The sequence below is a fragment of the Pseudomonadota bacterium genome (genome assembly GCA_040752895.1).
Classification (GTDB): domain Bacteria; phylum Pseudomonadota; class Alphaproteobacteria.
The window spans coordinates 309601-327302 of record JBFMHN010000001.1 but is presented as its reverse complement, the minus strand read 5'-3'; the positions used below and the strand labels follow the sequence as shown (position 1 = coordinate 327302).

Below are 17702 nucleotides of genomic sequence, written 5' to 3'. Positions count from 1 at the left end.
CTAGACACGAGAGGTGCGGGACGAATGGGCTTCCTGATCCGGCAGGCGGTCGATTTCGGCAACGTCGTCGGGTTCGAGCCGCAGGTGGATGGCGCGCGCCGAATCGCGCACGCTCGACACCTTGCTCGCCCCCGGGATCGGGAAGATATGGTTCCCTTTCTCCAGAAGCCACGCCAGGGCGACGCCATAGGGCGACGTCGCATGCTTCTTGGCGAGACGCTGGAAGAGCGGATGCTTCGGCAATCGCACATGGCCCCCATGGCCCCCCACGGGACCGAAGGGAATATAGGCAACACCTTGTTCCTGGCAAAAACCAATAAGGCCGCTGCCGAAATCCCTTTTGAAGAACGGGTTGCAGCGATTTTGAACCGATGCGATCGCCGTCCGGCCAAGCGCAAACTTAAGTTCCGCCCGATCGACGTTCGACAACCCGATGTTCAGGATTTTTCCTTCCTCTTTAAGTCGGATCAATTCCCCGAGCGATTCCTCGAAGGGCACGTCCGGGTCCACCGCGTGGAGGTGGTAGAGGGGAAGCGCGTTGCGTTGCAGGTCCTTAAGGCTCTTCTCGCACGAGGCGCGCAGCCATTCCGGGTTCCCATCCGTTACCCACGCCCCTTTCGGCCGCCGCAGGCCACCCTTTGTGGCGACCAGCACGGCGTCTTGCGCGCCGATCCGCGTAAGCACCTTGTGGAGAAGGCGCTCGTTGTGGCCGATGTCCGAATCGTCCAGGCAGTAGACGTTGGCGGTGTCGATGAAATTGCCGCCCGCTTCGACGAACGCGGTGATGACCGCGAAGGCCTGGGATTCATCCGGCCGCCCCGCGATGGAAAGCTGCATGGCGCCGAGGCCGATCGGCCTTACCCGCCACCCCGTCCCGTCAAGGTTCCGGTTCATGCGTTTCCTTCTCCGCGCCGCTTTCGAACGGCCTTCGGATCACCCCGCCCAAGTTTGTCGGGAAGGGCCCTGCCCTTCGGCACAAAGGCCATGGTAACCGAGTTCCGGCAAGTAGCACCACCCCGAGGGACCGGCCAAAACCACCACAGACCGGCGGCGCAGATAACGGAAAAGGTCGCGGCGAGCTCGCGCATGCGAAGCGGGCGGGGAGCGGAGTGCGTCGAGCGGTGAGCAACAGAGCGGCAACAATCAGGGCCGAAGCCGACGCATACGTGCGGTATCTGCGAGCGTGACCTTGCCATAACCTTGCAGCTCCCTACCCCATGTTTCAACGATTCCGAGCTGTTCAGGCTATTGGAAACATTTCTTAAACCCTAAGCCTAGCTTAGGATGACCGGGTTGCTTAAAAGAAGTTAGTCTTTGGGTAGGAAATTCGCCGGGGAAAACATGACCGAGGACAAAACATCCAAGACCGAGCAGAAAGAAACCCGTAACGAGGATGATTCGTCAAAAGTAAAAAGAGTCTTCGTCAATCCTTTAATCATCGAAGAATACACTGGTACAGGTAAAAAGACTCACACCTATTTTAAGGAGTGGTGCGACTTATACTTACATGTAAGTGACTATGAATTTTTACGAACCTATAAAGTTCTAAAGACAGATGAATGGGGCGCACTTCAAGACATACTCGATGAGCAAAGAGAGGAACAAAATCTAGAACCAGATGGAGAAAACGATGAGGAAAAAGAAAAAGGTCGAAATCGTCGCGAATTTCGGCACTTGGCTAAGCGGGCAAGAGAAAATTTCGATGGGCTAAGCGAGAAAGAACAATCCGAATTTCGATGGGCACATCGGAGAGAAGTACGCCCATATGAAGAGCGTCGAGAACTTAGGCTAGTTTGTTGGGCTGAAATTAAACGCAGAGCTTCAATCAAAACATTCTTGGTAGCTAAAAAAGGGGAAGCAGATAATAAGAAAATAGAATCTGCGATTGAAGCTGATCCGGACGAGATCGAGTCTGATCAATCTTTCGATCGAATCTACCTCTATATCCGCGAGTATAAGAATGATCTGGCTGGACTATTGATGCTCCAAGATTATGAATTACGTAAATATGACGAACATGATCCGGATGAGGATTATTTACTTGCCGAAATGTACGTGAAAGAAGGAACTCTAGCTGAGCTCGAAAACGAAGTTAGGCAGCGCGGTGGGAATGTTCCCTTAGAGGTCGTGGTTCAGGCTCACTTATTCGAAAAAAATATGATTTCTTATGTACGCGAACTACGTCCTGACACCCACTACATACCCTACATTCCCACCGAGCGAGATTCACCACCATGCTCAATAATTTTAGATTCCATTACCGTTGGAGAAAAGCCAGAGCCAAAATGGGCTGATAATTCCCTTGAACTTGAAAACGATTTATATGACGAAGCGCAAGAGGAAGTACCAGATCCTGAATCACAATTTCGCGAGAGAATATTGGGGGCTGTTTCCGATCTAAGCAATGCATTCGGGCACATTAAAGTTGCCATATGGATATTGACCATCATCTTGTTGATTTCATTGTTCGTTTGAGCGCGAGAATCAGAGAATCAGATGGCCAGACTCGATTACGTTTCTCAGGCATTGACGAAAGCGATCTCATCTCTCGTGTCGCACCCAGGGCGCATCGCCGACCGCATGAAGTCGGCCTATGCTGAAATGTGGCCCGTTGAGTCGAAAAAGCTCCCGGACGACTTACGGAGCGATTGGATCTACATCGAGGACCGCCTGAACGTCGGAGAAGGTGACGTAGCCAGCACAATTGATGAGCTATCGGAAACCGATCTTAGCGAGATCGCCATCCGAATTTTGAGTTTTGCAGATCGCGTCGATACATTTCTGAGAGAGGGGCGCGCCTGATTTCGAACTCTGCTGGCTGAATTGCAAGTGATCCCGGCCTCTTGGAGGCGACAATGATCAAATTCATTTTCACGGGCAGGGTTCACCCTGAAAGGAGCTGGGTGACTATTCCACGGAGGACTTATCCAATTTCTCTTAGTGATGGTACATCTCCACATATTACGGTCTTCTCTGGAAAGGGTCAGATCCTTGTTGAGGTTGAAACTTCACACAGCCCCGAATTCATTGACGATCTTTATCTAATTGTCGGCCAAGTGATGAAATCACAGGTGGATGCTCTCGGATATCGCAAAGGAATCGGGTGGGACGTAGAAATAACTGGCGGCATGTGTATTAACGACCACGGCACAATGCAAATATATGGACCTAGCGTAAAGGAGGTAGAAAACAAAGAATCAGAAAGATCATTAGATGATGCAACAGTTGGCGCTCTTGCTATTCGACACGCGGCTCTTCGAAATGCATTGGCTGATCTCCGAGAGGCCATTAGATCATTAGAAGATACGAGCTTCTTTTGTTTTCGCACATTAGAGAGGATACGAATTCATGTTCAGCCGAATTACCCAAAAGAAAAAAACCATGCTTTGCGGGAAGCAGAAGATAAGCTTCGACTCGACCATAGCTGTCATACTTTCTTGTACAAACAAGCAAAGCATGAGCGGCATGGCAAATGGGGTGCACTAACAGGTAAGGAGCGCGCAAAAGCGGTGTGCCTTATATGGAAAATTGTAGATCGGTTTATTATTTTCTTGGATAGAAATCAGGAAAAGTTGGATGAAGAAGGTTTCCCTATTTTGAAATCGAATGACGTGTCGTTAAATTCTAGCCCCTGATCGTTAGGGCGGCCATGTCCGTCGGCCCCACTTTGCGGACATAGTGCGAACACAAGGATTTTTCGATCTACCGCTGTCGGTTCAAGTCTATATAACTACTTGATGCTATTTATAAAACTGGTGAGCCCGGATGGATTCGAACCATCGACCCTCTGATTAAAAGTCAGATGCTCTGCCAACTGAGCTACGGGCTCACGAAGCTTGGGCGCTAGGAATATCCCTCCCCGGCGGCTAACTCAATCCATCTTGCCGCCAAAGGCAAGAGAAGTTGCACTATTTGTCTTCGAAAGTCTGAACCAGCTTCTTCGGATCGCGTTTGGCGGATTTCGCCTTCAGGCGCTCGAACACCCGAGGCGGCACGAACTGGCTCACGTCGCCGCCCAGGCGGCTTACCTCCTTCACGAAGCGCGACGAGATGAACTGGTGGCGCTCGGAGGCCATCAAGAAGACCGTCTCGATCGGCGGGTGGATGCGGGCGTTCATGCCCGCCATCTGGAATTCGTATTCGAAATCGGAGACGGCGCGAAGGCCCCGCAGAATGACGGAGGCATCGTTCTCGATCGCGAAGTGCATCAGAAGGTTGCTGAACGGCTTCACCCGAATGCGGTTGCCGGCGTGGTTGAGGACGGCGATTTCCTCCTCAACCATTTCGACGCGCTCGGCCAGCGCGAACACCGGGTCCTTGCCGGCGTTTTCGGCAACGGCGACGACGACTTCGTCGAGGAATTTCATCGCCCGCGTGATGATGTCGAAATGCCCGTTCGTGATCGGGTCGAAGGTACCCGGGTAGATGCCGATGCGGTGCATGCCTGTTACGCCTCCCCTTCCGCAAGCGCGTCGGTATCGGCTGCCTCGGCATCCGGGTTCTCGCCTGCTTCGACTTCGCCCTCCTGCTCGCCGAGGCGGGTCACGGAGACGACGTGCTCCCCCTTCGCCACCTTGAAGAGCGTCACTCCTTGCGTCGCACGCCCGGCCCGGCGGATATCGTTGACCGGGCAGCGGATGAGCTTACCCTTGTCCGTCATCAGCAAAATCTGGTCCTCGTCGGCGACCGGGAAGGTGGCGACGACCGGGCCGTTACGTTCCGAGGTGTCAATGCCGACGATGCCGACGCCGCCGCGCTTCGTGATCCGGTACTCGTAGGCCGAGCTTCGCTTGCCGTAGCCGTTCTCCGTGACGCTGAGGAGAAATTCCTCCGCCGCCGCCATCTTCTCGAAAAGTGCCGGGTCCGACGGCTCGACCGCTTCGCCCTCCGCCGACGGCTCGCCGGCGGTCCGCCGCCGGAAAGCGGCGACGCGCAAATATTCTTCGCGCTCGGCCGTCTCGGCAGCCGTGTGGTAAAGGACCGACATATCGATGACCCGGTCTTCCTTCGCAAGCTTGATGCCCCTTACCCCGATCGAGGCGCGGCCGCTGAAGATGCGGACGTCGGTGACCTGAAAGCGGATGCATTTGCCGGAGCGCGTCGAGAGAAGCACGTCGCCGTCTTCCGTGCAGGTGCGCACGCCGACCAGGCGATCGCCCTCTTCAAGCTTCATCGCGATCTTGCCGTTCGCCATGACGTGAACGAAGTCGGAAAGCCGGTTGCGGCGGACGTAACCGCTCGCCGTCGCGAACAGGACGGTCAGGCTTTCGACGTCCGCCTCGTCTTCGGGCAGCGGCATCAGGGTCGAAATCGTCTCGCCCGGCCCGAGCGGCAGCAGGTTCACCATCGCCTTGCCGAGCGACTGCGGGGAACCCAGAGGCAACTTGTAAACCTTGAGCTTGTAGACCTTGCCGGTCGAGGAGAAGAACAGGACCGAGGTGTGCGTGTTGACGACAAAAACCTGGGTAACGAAGTCCTCCTCGCGGGTCGCCATGCCGGCGCGGCCCTTGCCGCCGCGGCGCTGGGCGCGGTAGGTGCTTAAGGGAACGCGCTTCACGTAGCCGTTCTGGCTCACCGTGACGACCATCTCCTCGCGTGGGATCAGGTCCTCGATGTCCTGCTCGAACTCCCCTTCTTCGATCGTCGTAAGCCTGGGCGTCGCGAAGCGCTTGCGGATGTCGAGCAGTTCGTCACGCAGAATTTTCAAAAGCTTCTCGCGCGAGCGCAGCACCTCAAGGTGTTCGGAAATCTGGGCGACGAGGTCCTTCAGTTCCCCGGCGATCTTGTCGCGTTCAAGCCCGGTTAGCCGTTGCAGGCGCAGTTCGAGAATGGCTTTGGCCTGTTCCTCGGAAAGCTTGTAGTAGCCGTCCTTCACCCGGTGACCCGGCTCGTCGATCAGCTTGATGATCGGTTCGACGTCTTTTACCTGCCAGGTTTTCTTGGTCAGTTGTTCGCGGGCAACGTTGGGGTCTTTCGCCTGACGGATAAGGGCGATGATGGGGTCGATATTGGCCACCGCGATCGCCAGCCCGACCAGGATGTGGGCCCGCTCGCGCGCCTTGCCGAGCTCGAAGACCGTGCGCCGGGTGATGACCTTCTCGCGGAAAAGAAGGAAAGCCTCGAGCACGACCTTGAGGCTCATCAATTCCGGGCGGCCTTCGTTCAGCGCCAGCATGTTGACGCCGAACGTCGTCTGCAGCGGCGTGAAGCGGAAAAGCTGGTTCAAGACGACTTCGGCCTGGGCGTCGCGTTTCAATTCGACAACGACCCGCACGCCGTGACGGTCCGATTCGTCGCGAAGGTCCGCGATGCCCTCGATCTGCTTGTCGCGCGCCATCTCGGCGATGCGTTCGACCATCCGCGCCTTGTTGACCTGATAGGGCACCTCCGTAATGACGATCGCCTCGCGGTCCTTGCGGATCTCCTCGACCGCGGTGCGGCCGCGCATGACGATGGAGCCCCGGCCCGTGTGATAGGCCGAGCGCACGCCGGTCCTGCCCAAGATGATGCCGCCGGTGGGAAAGTCCGGCGCCGGCACGATCTCCATCAATTCTTCAATCGAGAGGTTAGGGTTCTTGATCAGCGCGCAGGCCGCGTCGATCACCTCGCCCAGATTGTGGGTCGGGATGTTCGTCGCCATGCCGACGGCAATACCGCCAGCACCGTTCACGAGAAGGTTGGGGAAACGGGACGGCAGAACGATGGGTTCAACGGAGGAATCGTCGTAGCTCGGCTGGAAATCGACCGTTTGCTTGTCGATGTCCTCCAGCATCGTATGGGCAGACTGGGCGAGACGGATTTCCGTGTAGCGCATGGCGGCCGGCGGATCGCCGTCCATCGAACCGAAGTTCCCCTGCCCGTCCAGCAGCATAAGCCGCATCGAGAAAGTCTGCGCCATCCGCACCATCGCATCGTAGATCGCCGCGTCGCCGTGCGGGTGGTATTTACCCATCACCTCGCCGACGACGCGGGCGGATTTGCGGTACGGTCGGTTCCAGTCGTAGCCGGCCTCCTTCATCGCATAAAGGATCCGCCGGTGGACGGGCTTCAAGCCGTCGCGGACGTCGGGGATGGCGCGCGAGACGATCACGCTCATCGCGTAATCGAGGTAGGAGCGCTTCATCTCCTCTTCGATCGCAATCGGCACGATGTCGAGGGGGGCCTGTTCCGGTGCTGTCACGAAAAAGAAAGTTCTTTCAAATAGTTACAAAGAATCTTCGCAGCCGCTTCCGGGCCGTCTCCAAACGAAAATTATAACAGATTTCATGCCCTCCGGTCCACCGGACGCGATGGCCGAAGCGGGCCGGAAACCGACCCCGGTCAGAAGGGGATCTCGTCGTCGAAATCGGCGCGCCCGCCGCCCTTCTCCCGCGGGTTGTCGCCGCCCATGCTGGCGCTCTCCGATTCGAGGGCCGGCACCGCCTCCCCGCCCTTTGCGTCCAGCATCGTAAGCTCGCCGCGAAAACGCGGCAGCACGATTTCCGTCGTGTAACGCTCGTTACCGTCCTGGCCGGTCCATTTCCGGCTCTGGACCTGGCCCTCCAGGTACACCTTCGAGCCTTTGCGCAGGTATTTCTGGGCAATCTCGCCAAGCTTTTCGTTAAAGATGACGACACGGTGCCATTCCGTCCGCTCGCGGCGCTCACCCGTCGCCTTGTCTTTCCAGTTATCCGACGTGGCGACGGAAAGATGGACGATCGCAGTACCGTCTTGAGTCGTGCGAACCTCCGGATCTCGCCCAAGATTTCCGATGAGGATCACCTTGTTTACGCTGCCTGCCATACCGTTCCTCCCTCCGTTGCCGCCGGCGCTGCCGGCCGAATGCGAAAATAGGGGCTTCCGTCCCGGCCCGCAATGAATCCGCGACCGTCTCTTTTCGGGGGTCGCAAGACCGGCCCAAACACCTTATATTCCTTGGAAAATTACCCTACAACCATTGGTGGCCCCGGCATGATGTCGGAAATCGTCATCCGCGGCGCGCGGGAACACAACCTCAAAAACGTCGATCTCGACCTGCCCCGCGACCGGCTGATCGTGTTCACCGGCCTTTCGGGCTCGGGCAAGTCCTCGCTCGCCTTCGATACGATCTACGCTGAAGGCCAGCGCCGCTACGTTGAAAGCCTGTCGGCGTACGCCCGCCAGTTCCTGGAACTGATGCAAAAACCGGACGTGGATACGATCGAGGGTTTGTCGCCGGCCATTTCCATCGAACAGAAGGCGACCTCGCGCAATCCCCGCTCGACGGTCGGCACGGTGACCGAGGTTTACGACTACCTGCGGCTTCTCTATGCCCGCGTCGGCGTGCCCTATTCGCCCGCCACCGGGCTGCCGATCGAAAGCCAGACGGTCTCCCAGATGGTCGACCGCATCCTCGAAATGCCAAAGGAAAGCCGCCTTTTCCTGCTGGCCCCCATCGTGCGCGGCCGGAAGGGCGAATACCGGAAGGAAATCAACGAGCTTCGCAAGCGCGGCTTCCAGCGCGTGAAAATTGACGGCGCCTTCCACGAGATCGACGCGGTGCCCGCCCTCGACAAGAAGCGGAAGCACGACATCTCCGTCGTCGTGGACCGGCTTATCCTGCGCGAGGGGCTCGCGCAGCGCCTAGCCGACAGCATCGAAACCGCGCTCGAGCTTGCCGATGGGCTTCTCTTCGTCGAGGAACAGAAGTCGGGCGAGACGGCGATTTTCTCGGCCAAGTTCGCCTGCCCGGTCTCCGGCTTCACGATCGAAGAGATCGAGCCCAGGCTTTTCTCCTTCAATAATCCTTTCGGCGCCTGCCCGGCCTGCGACGGACTTGGCGACAGCCTCTATTTCGACCCCCTCCTCATCGTGCCGGACGAGACGAAAAGCCTTCGCCAGGGGGCGATTGCCCCGTGGATGGGCGCTTCCTCCCAGTACTACAACCAGACGCTCTCTAGCCTTGCCAGGCACTATAAGTTCAGCCTGGAAACCCCATTCGTCGAAATCCGGCAGGCGATCCGCGATATCCTCCTCTTCGGCAGCGGCGAGGAAGCCGTCACCATGGAGTACGACGACGGCTTCCGGACCTACAAGACGCGGAAGCCGTTCGAGGGCGTCGTGCCGAACACCGAGCGGCGGTTCAACGAAACGGACGACGGCTGGCTTCGGGAAGACCTCGCCCGCTATCAAAGCGCGCGGCCTTGCGAGACCTGCCGCGGCTATCGCCTGAAACCGGAATCCCTTGCCGTCAAGGTGGCCGACCTTCACATCGGAGAAGTGGCGGCGATGTCCATCCTCGCGGCCCAGCGCTGGTTCGCCGAGCTTGAAGTGAAGCTGCCCAAGCAGAAGCGCGAGATCGCCGCCAGAATACTTAAGGAAATCAAGGAACGCCTGGGTTTCCTCGTGAACGTGGGGCTCGAATACCTGACGCTCTCGCGCGCCTCGGCCAGCCTTTCCGGCGGCGAAAGCCAGCGCATCCGGCTCGCCTCCCAAATTGGCTCCGGCCTGACCGGCGTTCTCTATGTGCTGGACGAGCCCTCGATCGGGCTACACCAGCGCGACAACGCGCGCCTGCTCGAAACGCTCAAGCGGCTTCGCGACCTTGGGAATACGGTCATCGTTGTCGAACACGACGAGGAAGCAATCCGCAGTGCCGACTACCTGGTGGATTTGGGCCCGGGCGCCGGCGTCCACGGCGGCCGGGTCGTGGCGGCCGGCCTGCCCGAGAAGGTGTTTGCGAACCCGGCCAGCTTGACCGCCCAGTACCTCACCGGCAAACGCTGGATCCCCCTGCCCGAACGGCGGCGGGCGGCAAGAAGCGGTCAAACGATCCGTGTCGTCGGGGCGCGGGCCCACAACCTCAAGCGAATCACCGCCCGCTTTCCTCTCGGCACCTTCGTTTGCGTGACCGGTGTTTCGGGTGGTGGCAAATCCACGCTTCTAATCGAGACCCTCTACAAGGCAATCGCCCGCCGCCTGAACGGGGCCCGCGAACATCCCGGCGAGCACGACCGCATCGAAGGCTTGGAATTCCTGGACAAGATCATCGACATCGATCAGTCGCCGATCGGCCGCACGCCGCGCTCGAATCCGGCCACCTATACGGGCGCCTTCGCGCCGATCCGGGATTGGCTCGCGAACTTGCCTGAATCGATCGCCCGCGGCTACAAGCCGGGGCGTTTCTCCTTCAACGTGAAGGGCGGCCGTTGCGAAGCCTGCCAGGGCGACGGCGTCCTCAAGATCGAGATGCATTTTCTGCCCGACGTCTATGTTCAATGCGACACTTGCAAGGGCCGGCGTTACAACCGAGAGACTCTAGAAATTAAATTTAAAAACAAATCGATAGCAGATATTCTTGATCTAACGGTTGATGAATCGGCCATTTTCTTCAAGGCGGTTCCGGCGATCCGCGACAAGCTCGAGACCTTAAAGCGCGTCGGGCTTGGCTATGTCCATCTCGGCCAGTCGGCGACCACCCTTTCCGGTGGCGAGGCCCAGCGTGTGAAGCTGGCGAAGGAACTCGCCAAGCGGGCGACGGGACGCACCCTCTACATCCTCGACGAGCCGACGACCGGCCTGCATTTCGAAGATGTCCGTAAGCTCCTCGAAGTGCTCCATGCCCTGGTCGATGCCGGCAACACGGTAGTCGTCATCGAACACAACCTCGAAGTCATCAAAACCGCGGACTGGATCGTCGATCTTGGCCCGGAAGGCGGTGACGGCGGCGGGCGCGTCGTCGCCGAAGGCACGCCGGAGATGGTGGCGGAAGCACCGGAAAGCTATACCGGCCACTACCTGAAAGCCTATCTCCGACGGCGCGGAGAGCCGGTCGAGCCGCCCCGGAAACGGGCCCGGAAGCGCGCATGAGGGCCGTCCATGTCGTCGGTGGAGGCTTGGCCGGAAGCGAGGCCGCCTGGCAACTCGCCAAGGCCGGCGTTGCCGTCGTCCTTCATGAAATGCGGCCCGCGGTGGCGACCGCCGCCCACGTGACGGCAAACCTGGCCGAGCTCGTCTGCTCGAACTCCTTCCGCTCAGACGACGCCGCCGCCAATGCCGTCGGCCTTTTGCACGAGGAGATGCGGCGGTGCGACTCCCTCATCCTCGCCACCGCCGATCGGCACCGCCTGCCCGCCGGCGGCGCCTTGGCCGTCGATCGCGAGGGCTTCGCGAAAGCCGTCACGGCGGCGATCGGGGAACACCCCAAGATCACGCTGGAACGCGGCGAGGTTTCGGGCCTGCCGCCCAAGGACTGGGGCGCCGTCATCGTGGCGACCGGACCGCTTACCTCGGATTCTTTGGCGCAGGCGATCCGCGAAGTAACCGGCGAGGAAGCGCTTGCCTTCTTCGACGCGCTCGCCCCCATCGTCTATCGGGAGACGATTGATTTCAAAAAGACCTGGTTCCAGTCCCGCTACGACAAGGGAGACGGTGCCGATTACATCAACTGCCCCTTCACGAAGGCCGATTACGAGGCCTTCGTCGCCGGGCTGTTGGCTGGTGAAAAAACTGAATTCCACGGCTGGGAGAAGACGACGCCTTATTTCGAAGGCTGTCTGCCGATCGAGGTGCTGGCGTCCCGCGGAATCGACACCCTCCGCTTCGGCCCCATGAAGCCGGTCGGCCTTCGGGAACCGCGCACCGGGCAGAGGCCATACGCCGTCGTCCAGCTGCGCCAGGACAACGCCCTTGGCACGCTCTACAACCTCGTCGGCTTCCAGACCAAGCTCAAGCACGGCGAGCAAACGCGGGTTTTCCGGCAAATCCCGGGGCTCGAAAAAGCTGAGTTCGCCCGCTTGGGCGGCCTGCACCGCAACACCTTCCTGAACAGCCCGAAGCTTTTGGATGGCGCCTTGCGGCTGAAAAAGGCGCCTTATTTGCGCTTCGCAGGCCAGGTGACCGGCGTTGAGGGTTATGTCGAAAGCGCCGCCATCGGCTTGCTAGCCGGCCGCTTCGCCGCAGCGGAAGCAAAAGGCGAACGACCCATTCCGCCGCCTCCGACGACGGCGCTGGGTGCCTTGCTCAACCACATCACCAAAGACGCCGATGCCGCGACTTTCCAACCGATGAACGTGAATTTCGGTCTCTTTCCGCCGATTGTTTCCGATGCGCCGCGGAAGGAACGCCGGCAGGCAACCGCGGCGCGGGCGCTTCGCGATCTCGAGGCCTGGCTTTTTTCTTCCCTCGTTGCCGAATAGGCGGAACCGGCGTTCAGTAGTCGCCCTTTCGCGCGCGCAGCCAAAGCCCGGCTTCGTGAAAGAGCGCAGGCCGCTGCACGCGCGGGTCGAAAAGGTTATGCCCCGCCCTCTCAAGGACACGCAGATGGGAATCGGCCAACGCGCCGAGCAGCAGGGCCGGCAAGGCGTGCCGGGGAATGGCCGCCTTCACGGCGCGCGCCCGGCCGAGCGCGGCCCTTGCCTCGCCAGCCAGCGTTTGCGCGACCCCGGCCAGGCGATCCGAGGCTTTCCCGAGTTGAATATCCCGCGCCGCAACCCTGTTCGCTTCGAGCAAGTCGGCCGGCAGATAAAGGCGGCCCGCGCGCCCATGGAAAGGCACCGCCCTCAGCAAGCCAACCAGCGCCCAGCTAAGACCCACTCCGCTGGCCGCCTGATCCACCGCCGCGCTGGCCGCCACGCCCAGAATTTCGAGCGCAAGGTGAACGAGGCTGACCGAGGTCGCCTCGGCATAAGTCTTCAACTCCGCGAGGTTCGCGGGCTGGTGGCGGTCCTGATCGAAGGAACGCGCTTCCAGCAGGCGATCAAAATAACTCCGCGTGAGACCGCACTCGGTGACGGCCTTGGCAAGCGATTCGACGACGGCGTGCCGCTGCGGGGTGCCCGCATAAACGTCCGCAATCGTCTCCCGCCACCATTGCAGGCGAATCGCGCCGATCAAAGGCTCCGTCACCACTTCCGGGATGCGGGCGATTTCCAGGTTGAAGGCATAAAGGGCGTGCAGGCCCTCGCGGCGGTCCTGCGGGGCGAAAAGCGTGGTGAGATAGCGGTCCGGGTCGAAGCGGCGAACTTGTCCCGCGCAGTAAGAATAGGAAAATCGGCTGCTTCTTGCCATTTGCCCGAGGGACATGGATCGTTTACGCTAGCATGTATTGTGAGCGGAAATGGCAGAATTTGATGAGAATGCAAATCATGAAGAATTTCATAGTTCTATTGGGCTTGAGCGTGATGGTCGGGATGGCCATAACACTCACGGGATGTGAACCGAAAACGCCTATCGGGAAAGTTTTCTTCGTAACGCCGAAAAATGGAACAACCGTCCGGCAGACCTTTGCCATTGTCGGAGGCTTTGAAAGCCTGAAACTGACGCCGGCCGGCACCGTCAATGAGAAAGGCGGGCATCTTCATCTTTTGATTGATACCGATCTGCCCCCGCTCGATAAGCCGATCCCACCCGGACCCGCGATTGACAGAACCGGCCACGCAGACATGCAGGGCGGCCAGCAGTTCCTGCACATCGCTTCCGGCGCATCGGACATCCGCGTGACTCTCGACCCGGGCGAGCACACCCTGCAGCTGCTGCTGGGCGACCACAACCACGTACCGCACGATCCGCCGGTTTTCTCGGAGAAGATCACGATCACGGTGAAACCGGAAAGAGAAGAAGTCATCACAAAAATTCCGAAAGGCAGCGGGGGAGAACGCCCCGACGTCTCGCGCGGTCTTGAATAGAACATTGCCCGAGAGGCCGGACCCAAGCTTGAGAGAGATAAAACCATGAAAATTTTAGAATCACTAACCGGGACAATTGCCCTCGGGGTCGTTCTGACGATTCTGATGGTGGTCGTCGTCACCAATCTTTAGTCGGCGCGCAAGGGGAACGAAATGGAATACTTCAACGCCACGTGGGCGGATTTTTTCATCCGCTACTTGCACGTGCTGAGCGGCTTTATGTGGATTGGCCTTCTTTGGTACTTCAACTTCGTCCAGATTCCCGTGGCAAAGGCATTGCCGGCCGAACTGAAACCGGCCATCGGCAAGCACATCGCGCCCAAGGCGCTTTTCTGGTTTCGCTGGGCGGCGCTGGCGACAATCGTCTTCGGGCTGCTGCTGGCCTGGCGAAGCGGCTATCTCGCCAACGCCTTGGCCCTTGGATTGACGGAGAGCGGGGATACCCAGCAAACCGCGATCGGCATCGGCATGTGGCTGGGCCTGATCATGGCCTTCAACGTCTGGTTTATCATTTGGCCGAACCAGAAACGGGCGCTTGGCATGGTGTCGGCAAGCGACCAGGAAAAAGCCGCTTCCGCCCGCACCGCGATGCTGACATCGCGGTTGAACACCGCGCTTTCCATCCCGATGCTCTATGCAATGGTTTCGGCGCAGAACCTTTATTAGGAAACGCGCTTCACGCCTTCGAAGGGGGTGCCATCGCGGCACCCCTTTTTTTCATCAATCCACCGCGATCAATGCGGCCGCCACGCGGCGTTCCTCGGCCGCCAGCACGTTGTAAGTCCGGCAGGCAGCGCCCGTGTCCATCGTCTCGACCGCGATGCCATGCTCGCGGAGGCGGGCGCGTATCTCTTTCGGCAAGAGGTAAGTCTCCTTTCCAGATCCAAACAGCAAAATCTCAACCGCCTCTTCGGCCTCGATGACCGGCCCGAAGCTTTCCCACGTGACGGCCTCGGGCCGTGTTACTTCCCAGGCGAGGACGTGGCGTGAAAAGACGAAAACGGAACCCTCGTGAACATTGCCGCTTACACGGAAACGGCCGTCGCCATAGGCCTGGATGATCTTCGTGCCTTCCGGCAGGAGAGGCGTGATATTCAAAGCGCCCTCCTCAGACCGGCGCCTTCTCCACCGCCTGCGCGCTACCTTCGCCATCCCGGCGAATATTCAGGTGGAGCACCATTGGCAGCGCGACGCAAATGGACGAATAGGTCCCAACAATAATGCCAAAGAGCATTGCAAAGCTGAAGCCGGAAATGACCTTGCCGCCGAAGAGGTAAAGAGCCAAGACGGCCACCAGCGTCGTCGTGCTGGTCCGCAAGGTGCGGGACAGAGTCTCATTGATGCTGAGGTTGAAAAGTTCCTCCAACGGCATCCGCTTGTATTTTCGCAGATTCTCGCGAACCCGGTCATAAATGACCACGGTGTCGTTGATGGAATAGCCGGCGATCGTAAGAAGAGCGGCCACCGTCGTCAGGTTGAACTCCATCTGAAAGAGAGAAAAAATCCCGGCCGTCGCGGTAACGTCGTGCAGAAGGGCAATCACGGCACAGACGCCGAATTGCCATTCGAACCGGAACCAGACATAGATCATTATCGACGCCATCGCGAGAAGGACGGAGATGACCCCCGCCCGGATCAGCTCACTGCCCACTTTCGGACCGACGAACTCGACCCGCCGGTATTCGACGTCCTTGCCGAGGACGCCCCGCACCGCCTCGACGACGCGCTGCTGAGCCTCCTCGCCGCCTTCCTGCATTTGCAGGCGAATGAGAACATCCGTCGGCGCGCCGAATTCCTGAAGCTCCACCTCGCCTAGACCCAAGCCGTTAAGCGTGCCGCGCATCGCGGCCAGGTCAGCGGGTTTTGGTGTCCGCACTTCGACAAGAATGCCGCCTTCGAAATCGATTCCGAAGTTCAAGCCTCGCGCGAAATAGGAACCAATCGAACCCAGCATGAGCGTCACCGAGAAGGCGAAGAAAACCAGGCGCCAGCGCATGAATTTGAAATTCGGCGTCTTCGAAAGAAGGTTCAACATCTCTATCCTCGTCCTACAACAGCGGCAACGTCTTCGGTTTGGTAGCGCGAAGCCATACAATCATCATCAACCGCGTCACGGTGATGGCCGTGAACATCGAGGTCACAAGCCCGATGGAAAGCGTCACCGCAAAGCCCTTGACGGGCCCGGACCCGAAAAGGAACAAAAGGAACGTGGCAAAGAAGGTCGTCAGATTCGAGTCGATAATCGTCATGATCGCGCGCCGGAAGCCGGCATCGATTGCCGAGATCGGTGTCCGCCCCGCTCGGCTCTCCTCCCGGATGCGTTCGAAGATCAGCACGTTGGCATCCACCGCCATCCCCATCGTAAGCACGATGCCGGCGATACCCGGAAGCGTCAGCGTCGCCTGCAAAAGAGAGAGAAGGGCCAAGAGCAGCACCACGTTTACAACGAGCGCCAGGTCCGCCATGAGGCCGAAGCGGCCGTAAATCCCCCACATGAGAAGCACGACAAACACGAAACCAAGCACGCAAGCAATTTCGCCGGCGCGGATCGAGTCGGCCCCAAGCCCCGGCCCTACGGTGCGTTCCTCCAGAATCACGAGGGGTGCCGGAAGGGCGCCGGCGCGCAGCAACAGCGCCAGATCCTTCACTTCTTCCACCGTGAAGCGGCCGCTGATGATGCCGCTGCCGCCCAGGATCGCCGAACGGATCACCGGGGCACTGATGACCTTGTTATCCAGCACGATGGCAAAGGGCTTGCCGATATTTTCCTTCGTCACCTCCCCGAATTTCCTCGCCCCCACCGAATCGAATTTGAAGAAAACGACCGGCTGGGCATCCTCGAAAGTCGGCTGGGCGTCCACCAGTGTGTCGCCAGACACCATGACCCGCTTGCGGATGACGTAATAGATGGGTTTTCCATCCGGGCCGGCACCATCGGCAGGCAGCAATTGCGAGCCCGCCGGGATTCGTCCGGCCAAGGCCTCTTCTACGTTGGTTGACAGATCAACCAGATGAAAATTCAGTTTGGCGGTCTTGCCAAGCAGCGCCTTGATTCGCTCCGGGTCTTTCACGCCCGGAAGCTGAACAAGAATGCGGTCCGTCCCCTGGCGTTGAATCGTCGGCTCGCGAGTGCCCGTCTCGTCAATGCGGCGACGGACGATTTCGATGGACTGCTCGACGGCCGCCAGGCGGCGCTCCTGGATTGCTTTGTCCGTATAGTTGAGCCACACGCGCCCGCTCGCCTCTTCGCGGAACGTGGTGTCGGAATCCAGCGACTCGACCGCTTTTTGCGCCGCCGGTAATTGGGCGGAGTCCACCAGGTCGAATCGGACGGCCGTACCTTCGACACCCAGATTTTTATAACCGACGCGCGCCTTCCGCAGTTCCACGCGCACGCTATCCACAAGCAATTCGAGGCGTTCCCGTATGACGGCCGCGACGTCCACTTCAAGCAGAAGGTGGGAGCCCCCCTGCAGGTCAAGCCCAAGGTTGATGCGCTTATGGGGCAGCCAGTCGGGCAAAGCGTCGAGCGCACCTTCCCGGATGACGTTCGGCGACGCGAACACGAAACCGAGAAAACAAATCCCGAGAATCAGCGCGATCTTCCACTTTGCGAAATAGATCATCCGGTCACCGAAATAGGGGGCGGGCTTGCAGGAAGCTTTTTAATCCGATTTTGCCTTGTCGTCGTTGGCCACGGGTTCCGGTTTCGAAAGCACCTCCCCAATCGTCGCCTTGGCCACGCGGACGCGTACGTTGTCTGCGATTTCAACCAGAACCTCGTTCTCGTCAACGATCTTTGCAATCGTGCCGAGGATGCCGCCCGCCGTGATGATCTTGTCCCCTCGCCGGAGGGCGCCGACCATCTCGCGATGCCGTTTCGCTTTCTTCTGCTGTGGCCGGATGAGAAGAAAATAAAAGACCACGAAAATCAGAATAAGCGGCAGGAACATCTCGAGGCCGCTGGGCGTGGCCCCGGTTTGGGCAAAAGCGGGCGAAATCAGCATCGAACCTTCCTTCCTTCTGCGGTTTGCGCGGATCATAACGGTGCCGCCCCCG

The 17702-nt window shown here is 59.2% G+C and carries 16 protein-coding genes and 1 tRNA gene; 7 read left to right on the top strand and 10 right to left on the bottom strand.

All coding sequences use genetic code 11. The features are described from left to right. Window positions 1–894, bottom strand: coding sequence for an aldo/keto reductase (locus tag AB1781_01725; GenBank protein MEW5703294.1), 894 nt, complete (start codon window positions 892–894; stop codon window positions 1–3). Between the two features lie 447 nt (window positions 895–1341). On the opposite strand from AB1781_01725, the gene AB1781_01720 reads away from it, so the two are divergent. Genes AB1781_01720 through AB1781_01710 form a run of 3 tightly spaced genes read left to right on the top strand, consistent with a single transcriptional unit; the run spans window position 1342 to window position 3635 of the window. After that, window positions 1342–2475 carry a hypothetical protein gene (locus tag AB1781_01720; protein ID MEW5703293.1) on the top strand — a complete coding sequence of 378 codons (1134 nt, stop codon included), beginning with the start codon at window positions 1342–1344 and terminating at the stop codon, window positions 2473–2475. A gap of 21 nt (window positions 2476–2496) precedes the next feature. Beyond that, window positions 2497–2802, top strand: coding sequence for a hypothetical protein (locus AB1781_01715; GenBank protein ID MEW5703292.1), 306 nt, complete (start codon window positions 2497–2499; stop codon window positions 2800–2802). Window positions 2803–2855: 53 nt separating this feature from the next. Continuing rightward, on the top strand, window positions 2856–3635 hold the full coding sequence (locus tag AB1781_01710) for a hypothetical protein (protein MEW5703291.1): 780 nt from the start codon (window positions 2856–2858) through the stop codon (window positions 3633–3635). Between the two features lie 118 nt (window positions 3636–3753). Here AB1781_01710 and AB1781_01705 read toward each other — a convergent pair. The 4 genes from AB1781_01705 to ssb form a co-directional block, all read right to left on the bottom strand. Beyond that, a tRNA-Lys gene (locus tag AB1781_01705) sits at window positions 3754–3829 on the bottom strand. Between the two features lie 79 nt (window positions 3830–3908). Beyond that, window positions 3909–4442 carry a pantetheine-phosphate adenylyltransferase gene (coaD, locus tag AB1781_01700; protein ID MEW5703290.1) on the bottom strand — a complete coding sequence of 178 codons (534 nt, stop codon included), beginning with the start codon at window positions 4440–4442 and terminating at the stop codon, window positions 3909–3911. Between the two features lie 5 nt (window positions 4443–4447). Beyond that, entirely contained in the window at window positions 4448–7180 is a 2733-nt protein-coding gene (gene gyrA / locus AB1781_01695; protein ID MEW5703289.1) for a DNA gyrase subunit A, read from the bottom strand. A gap of 140 nt (window positions 7181–7320) precedes the next feature. Next, window positions 7321–7782: a single-stranded DNA-binding protein gene (gene ssb, locus AB1781_01690; protein ID MEW5703288.1), complete on the bottom strand. Its 462-nt coding sequence runs from the start codon at window positions 7780–7782 to the stop codon at window positions 7321–7323. Window positions 7783–7953: 171 nt separating this feature from the next. Between ssb and uvrA the strand changes: the two genes are divergently transcribed. Together uvrA and trmFO are read left to right on the top strand one after the other, a co-directional pair. Beyond that, a complete protein-coding gene (gene uvrA, locus AB1781_01685; protein MEW5703287.1) occupies window positions 7954–10827 on the top strand; it encodes an excinuclease ABC subunit UvrA in 2874 nt (957 codons plus the stop codon). Continuing rightward, on the top strand, window positions 10824–12155 hold the full coding sequence (trmFO, locus tag AB1781_01680; GenBank protein ID MEW5703286.1) for a methylenetetrahydrofolate--tRNA-(uracil(54)-C(5))-methyltransferase (FADH(2)-oxidizing) TrmFO: 1332 nt from the start codon (window positions 10824–10826) through the stop codon (window positions 12153–12155). The genes uvrA and trmFO overlap by 4 nt, the downstream gene beginning before the upstream one ends. A 13-nt stretch (window positions 12156–12168) precedes the next feature. Here trmFO and AB1781_01675 read toward each other — a convergent pair whose 3' ends face one another. Next, window positions 12169–13026, bottom strand: coding sequence for a squalene/phytoene synthase family protein (locus AB1781_01675; protein MEW5703285.1), 858 nt, complete (start codon window positions 13024–13026; stop codon window positions 12169–12171). A gap of 68 nt (window positions 13027–13094) precedes the next feature. Here AB1781_01675 and AB1781_01670 point away from each other — a divergent pair, with 68 nt between their 5' ends. Then, window positions 13095–13643 (top strand): DUF4399 domain-containing protein, encoded by a 549-nt coding sequence (locus tag AB1781_01670; GenBank protein ID MEW5703284.1) that lies wholly within the window; start codon window positions 13095–13097, stop codon window positions 13641–13643. 153 nt (window positions 13644–13796) lie between these two features. Further along, window positions 13797–14309 (top strand): urate hydroxylase PuuD, encoded by a 513-nt coding sequence (locus tag AB1781_01665; GenBank protein ID MEW5703283.1) that lies wholly within the window; start codon window positions 13797–13799, stop codon window positions 14307–14309. A 54-nt stretch (window positions 14310–14363) separates the two neighbouring features. On the opposite strand, the gene AB1781_01660 is transcribed toward AB1781_01665, so the two are convergent. From AB1781_01660 to yajC, 4 genes are read right to left on the bottom strand one after another with little or no spacing between them, the layout of a single operon-like run. Further along, entirely contained in the window at window positions 14364–14741 is a 378-nt protein-coding gene (locus AB1781_01660; protein MEW5703282.1) for an Mth938-like domain-containing protein, read from the bottom strand. A gap of 10 nt (window positions 14742–14751) precedes the next feature. Further along, window positions 14752–15678 carry a protein translocase subunit SecF gene (gene secF, locus AB1781_01655; protein MEW5703281.1) on the bottom strand — a complete coding sequence of 309 codons (927 nt, stop codon included), beginning with the start codon at window positions 15676–15678 and terminating at the stop codon, window positions 14752–14754. A 13-nt stretch (window positions 15679–15691) separates the two neighbouring features. Continuing rightward, window positions 15692–17269, bottom strand: a complete 1578-nt coding sequence (gene secD / locus AB1781_01650) for a protein translocase subunit SecD (GenBank protein ID MEW5703280.1) — start codon at window positions 17267–17269, stop codon at window positions 15692–15694. A gap of 39 nt (window positions 17270–17308) precedes the next feature. Continuing rightward, window positions 17309–17650 (bottom strand): preprotein translocase subunit YajC, encoded by a 342-nt coding sequence (yajC, locus tag AB1781_01645; protein ID MEW5703279.1) that lies wholly within the window; start codon window positions 17648–17650, stop codon window positions 17309–17311. Window positions 17651–17702: the final 52 nt, after the last annotated feature.

Coding starts and splice junctions, on each gene's coding strand:
- AB1781_01725 (MEW5703294.1), bottom strand. CDS start 894: ATGAACCGGAACCTTGACGGGACGGGGTGGCGGGTAAGGCCGATCGGC.
- AB1781_01720 (MEW5703293.1), top strand. CDS start 1,342: ATGACCGAGGACAAAACATCCAAGACCGAGCAGAAAGAAACCCGTAAC.
- AB1781_01715 (MEW5703292.1), top strand. CDS start 2,497: ATGGCCAGACTCGATTACGTTTCTCAGGCATTGACGAAAGCGATCTCA.
- AB1781_01710 (MEW5703291.1), top strand. CDS start 2,856: ATGATCAAATTCATTTTCACGGGCAGGGTTCACCCTGAAAGGAGCTGG.
- coaD (MEW5703290.1), bottom strand. CDS start 4,442: ATGCACCGCATCGGCATCTACCCGGGTACCTTCGACCCGATCACGAAC.
- ssb (MEW5703288.1), bottom strand. CDS start 7,782: ATGGCAGGCAGCGTAAACAAGGTGATCCTCATCGGAAATCTTGGGCGA.
- uvrA (MEW5703287.1), top strand. CDS start 7,954: ATGTCGGAAATCGTCATCCGCGGCGCGCGGGAACACAACCTCAAAAAC.
- trmFO (MEW5703286.1), top strand. CDS start 10,824: ATGAGGGCCGTCCATGTCGTCGGTGGAGGCTTGGCCGGAAGCGAGGCC.
- AB1781_01675 (MEW5703285.1), bottom strand. CDS start 13,026: ATGGCAAGAAGCAGCCGATTTTCCTATTCTTACTGCGCGGGACAAGTT.
- AB1781_01670 (MEW5703284.1), top strand. CDS start 13,095: ATGCAAATCATGAAGAATTTCATAGTTCTATTGGGCTTGAGCGTGATG.
- AB1781_01665 (MEW5703283.1), top strand. CDS start 13,797: ATGGAATACTTCAACGCCACGTGGGCGGATTTTTTCATCCGCTACTTG.
- secF (MEW5703281.1), bottom strand. CDS start 15,678: ATGTTGAACCTTCTTTCGAAGACGCCGAATTTCAAATTCATGCGCTGG.
- secD (MEW5703280.1), bottom strand. CDS start 17,269: ATGATCTATTTCGCAAAGTGGAAGATCGCGCTGATTCTCGGGATTTGT.
- yajC (MEW5703279.1), bottom strand. CDS start 17,650: ATGCTGATTTCGCCCGCTTTTGCCCAAACCGGGGCCACGCCCAGCGGC.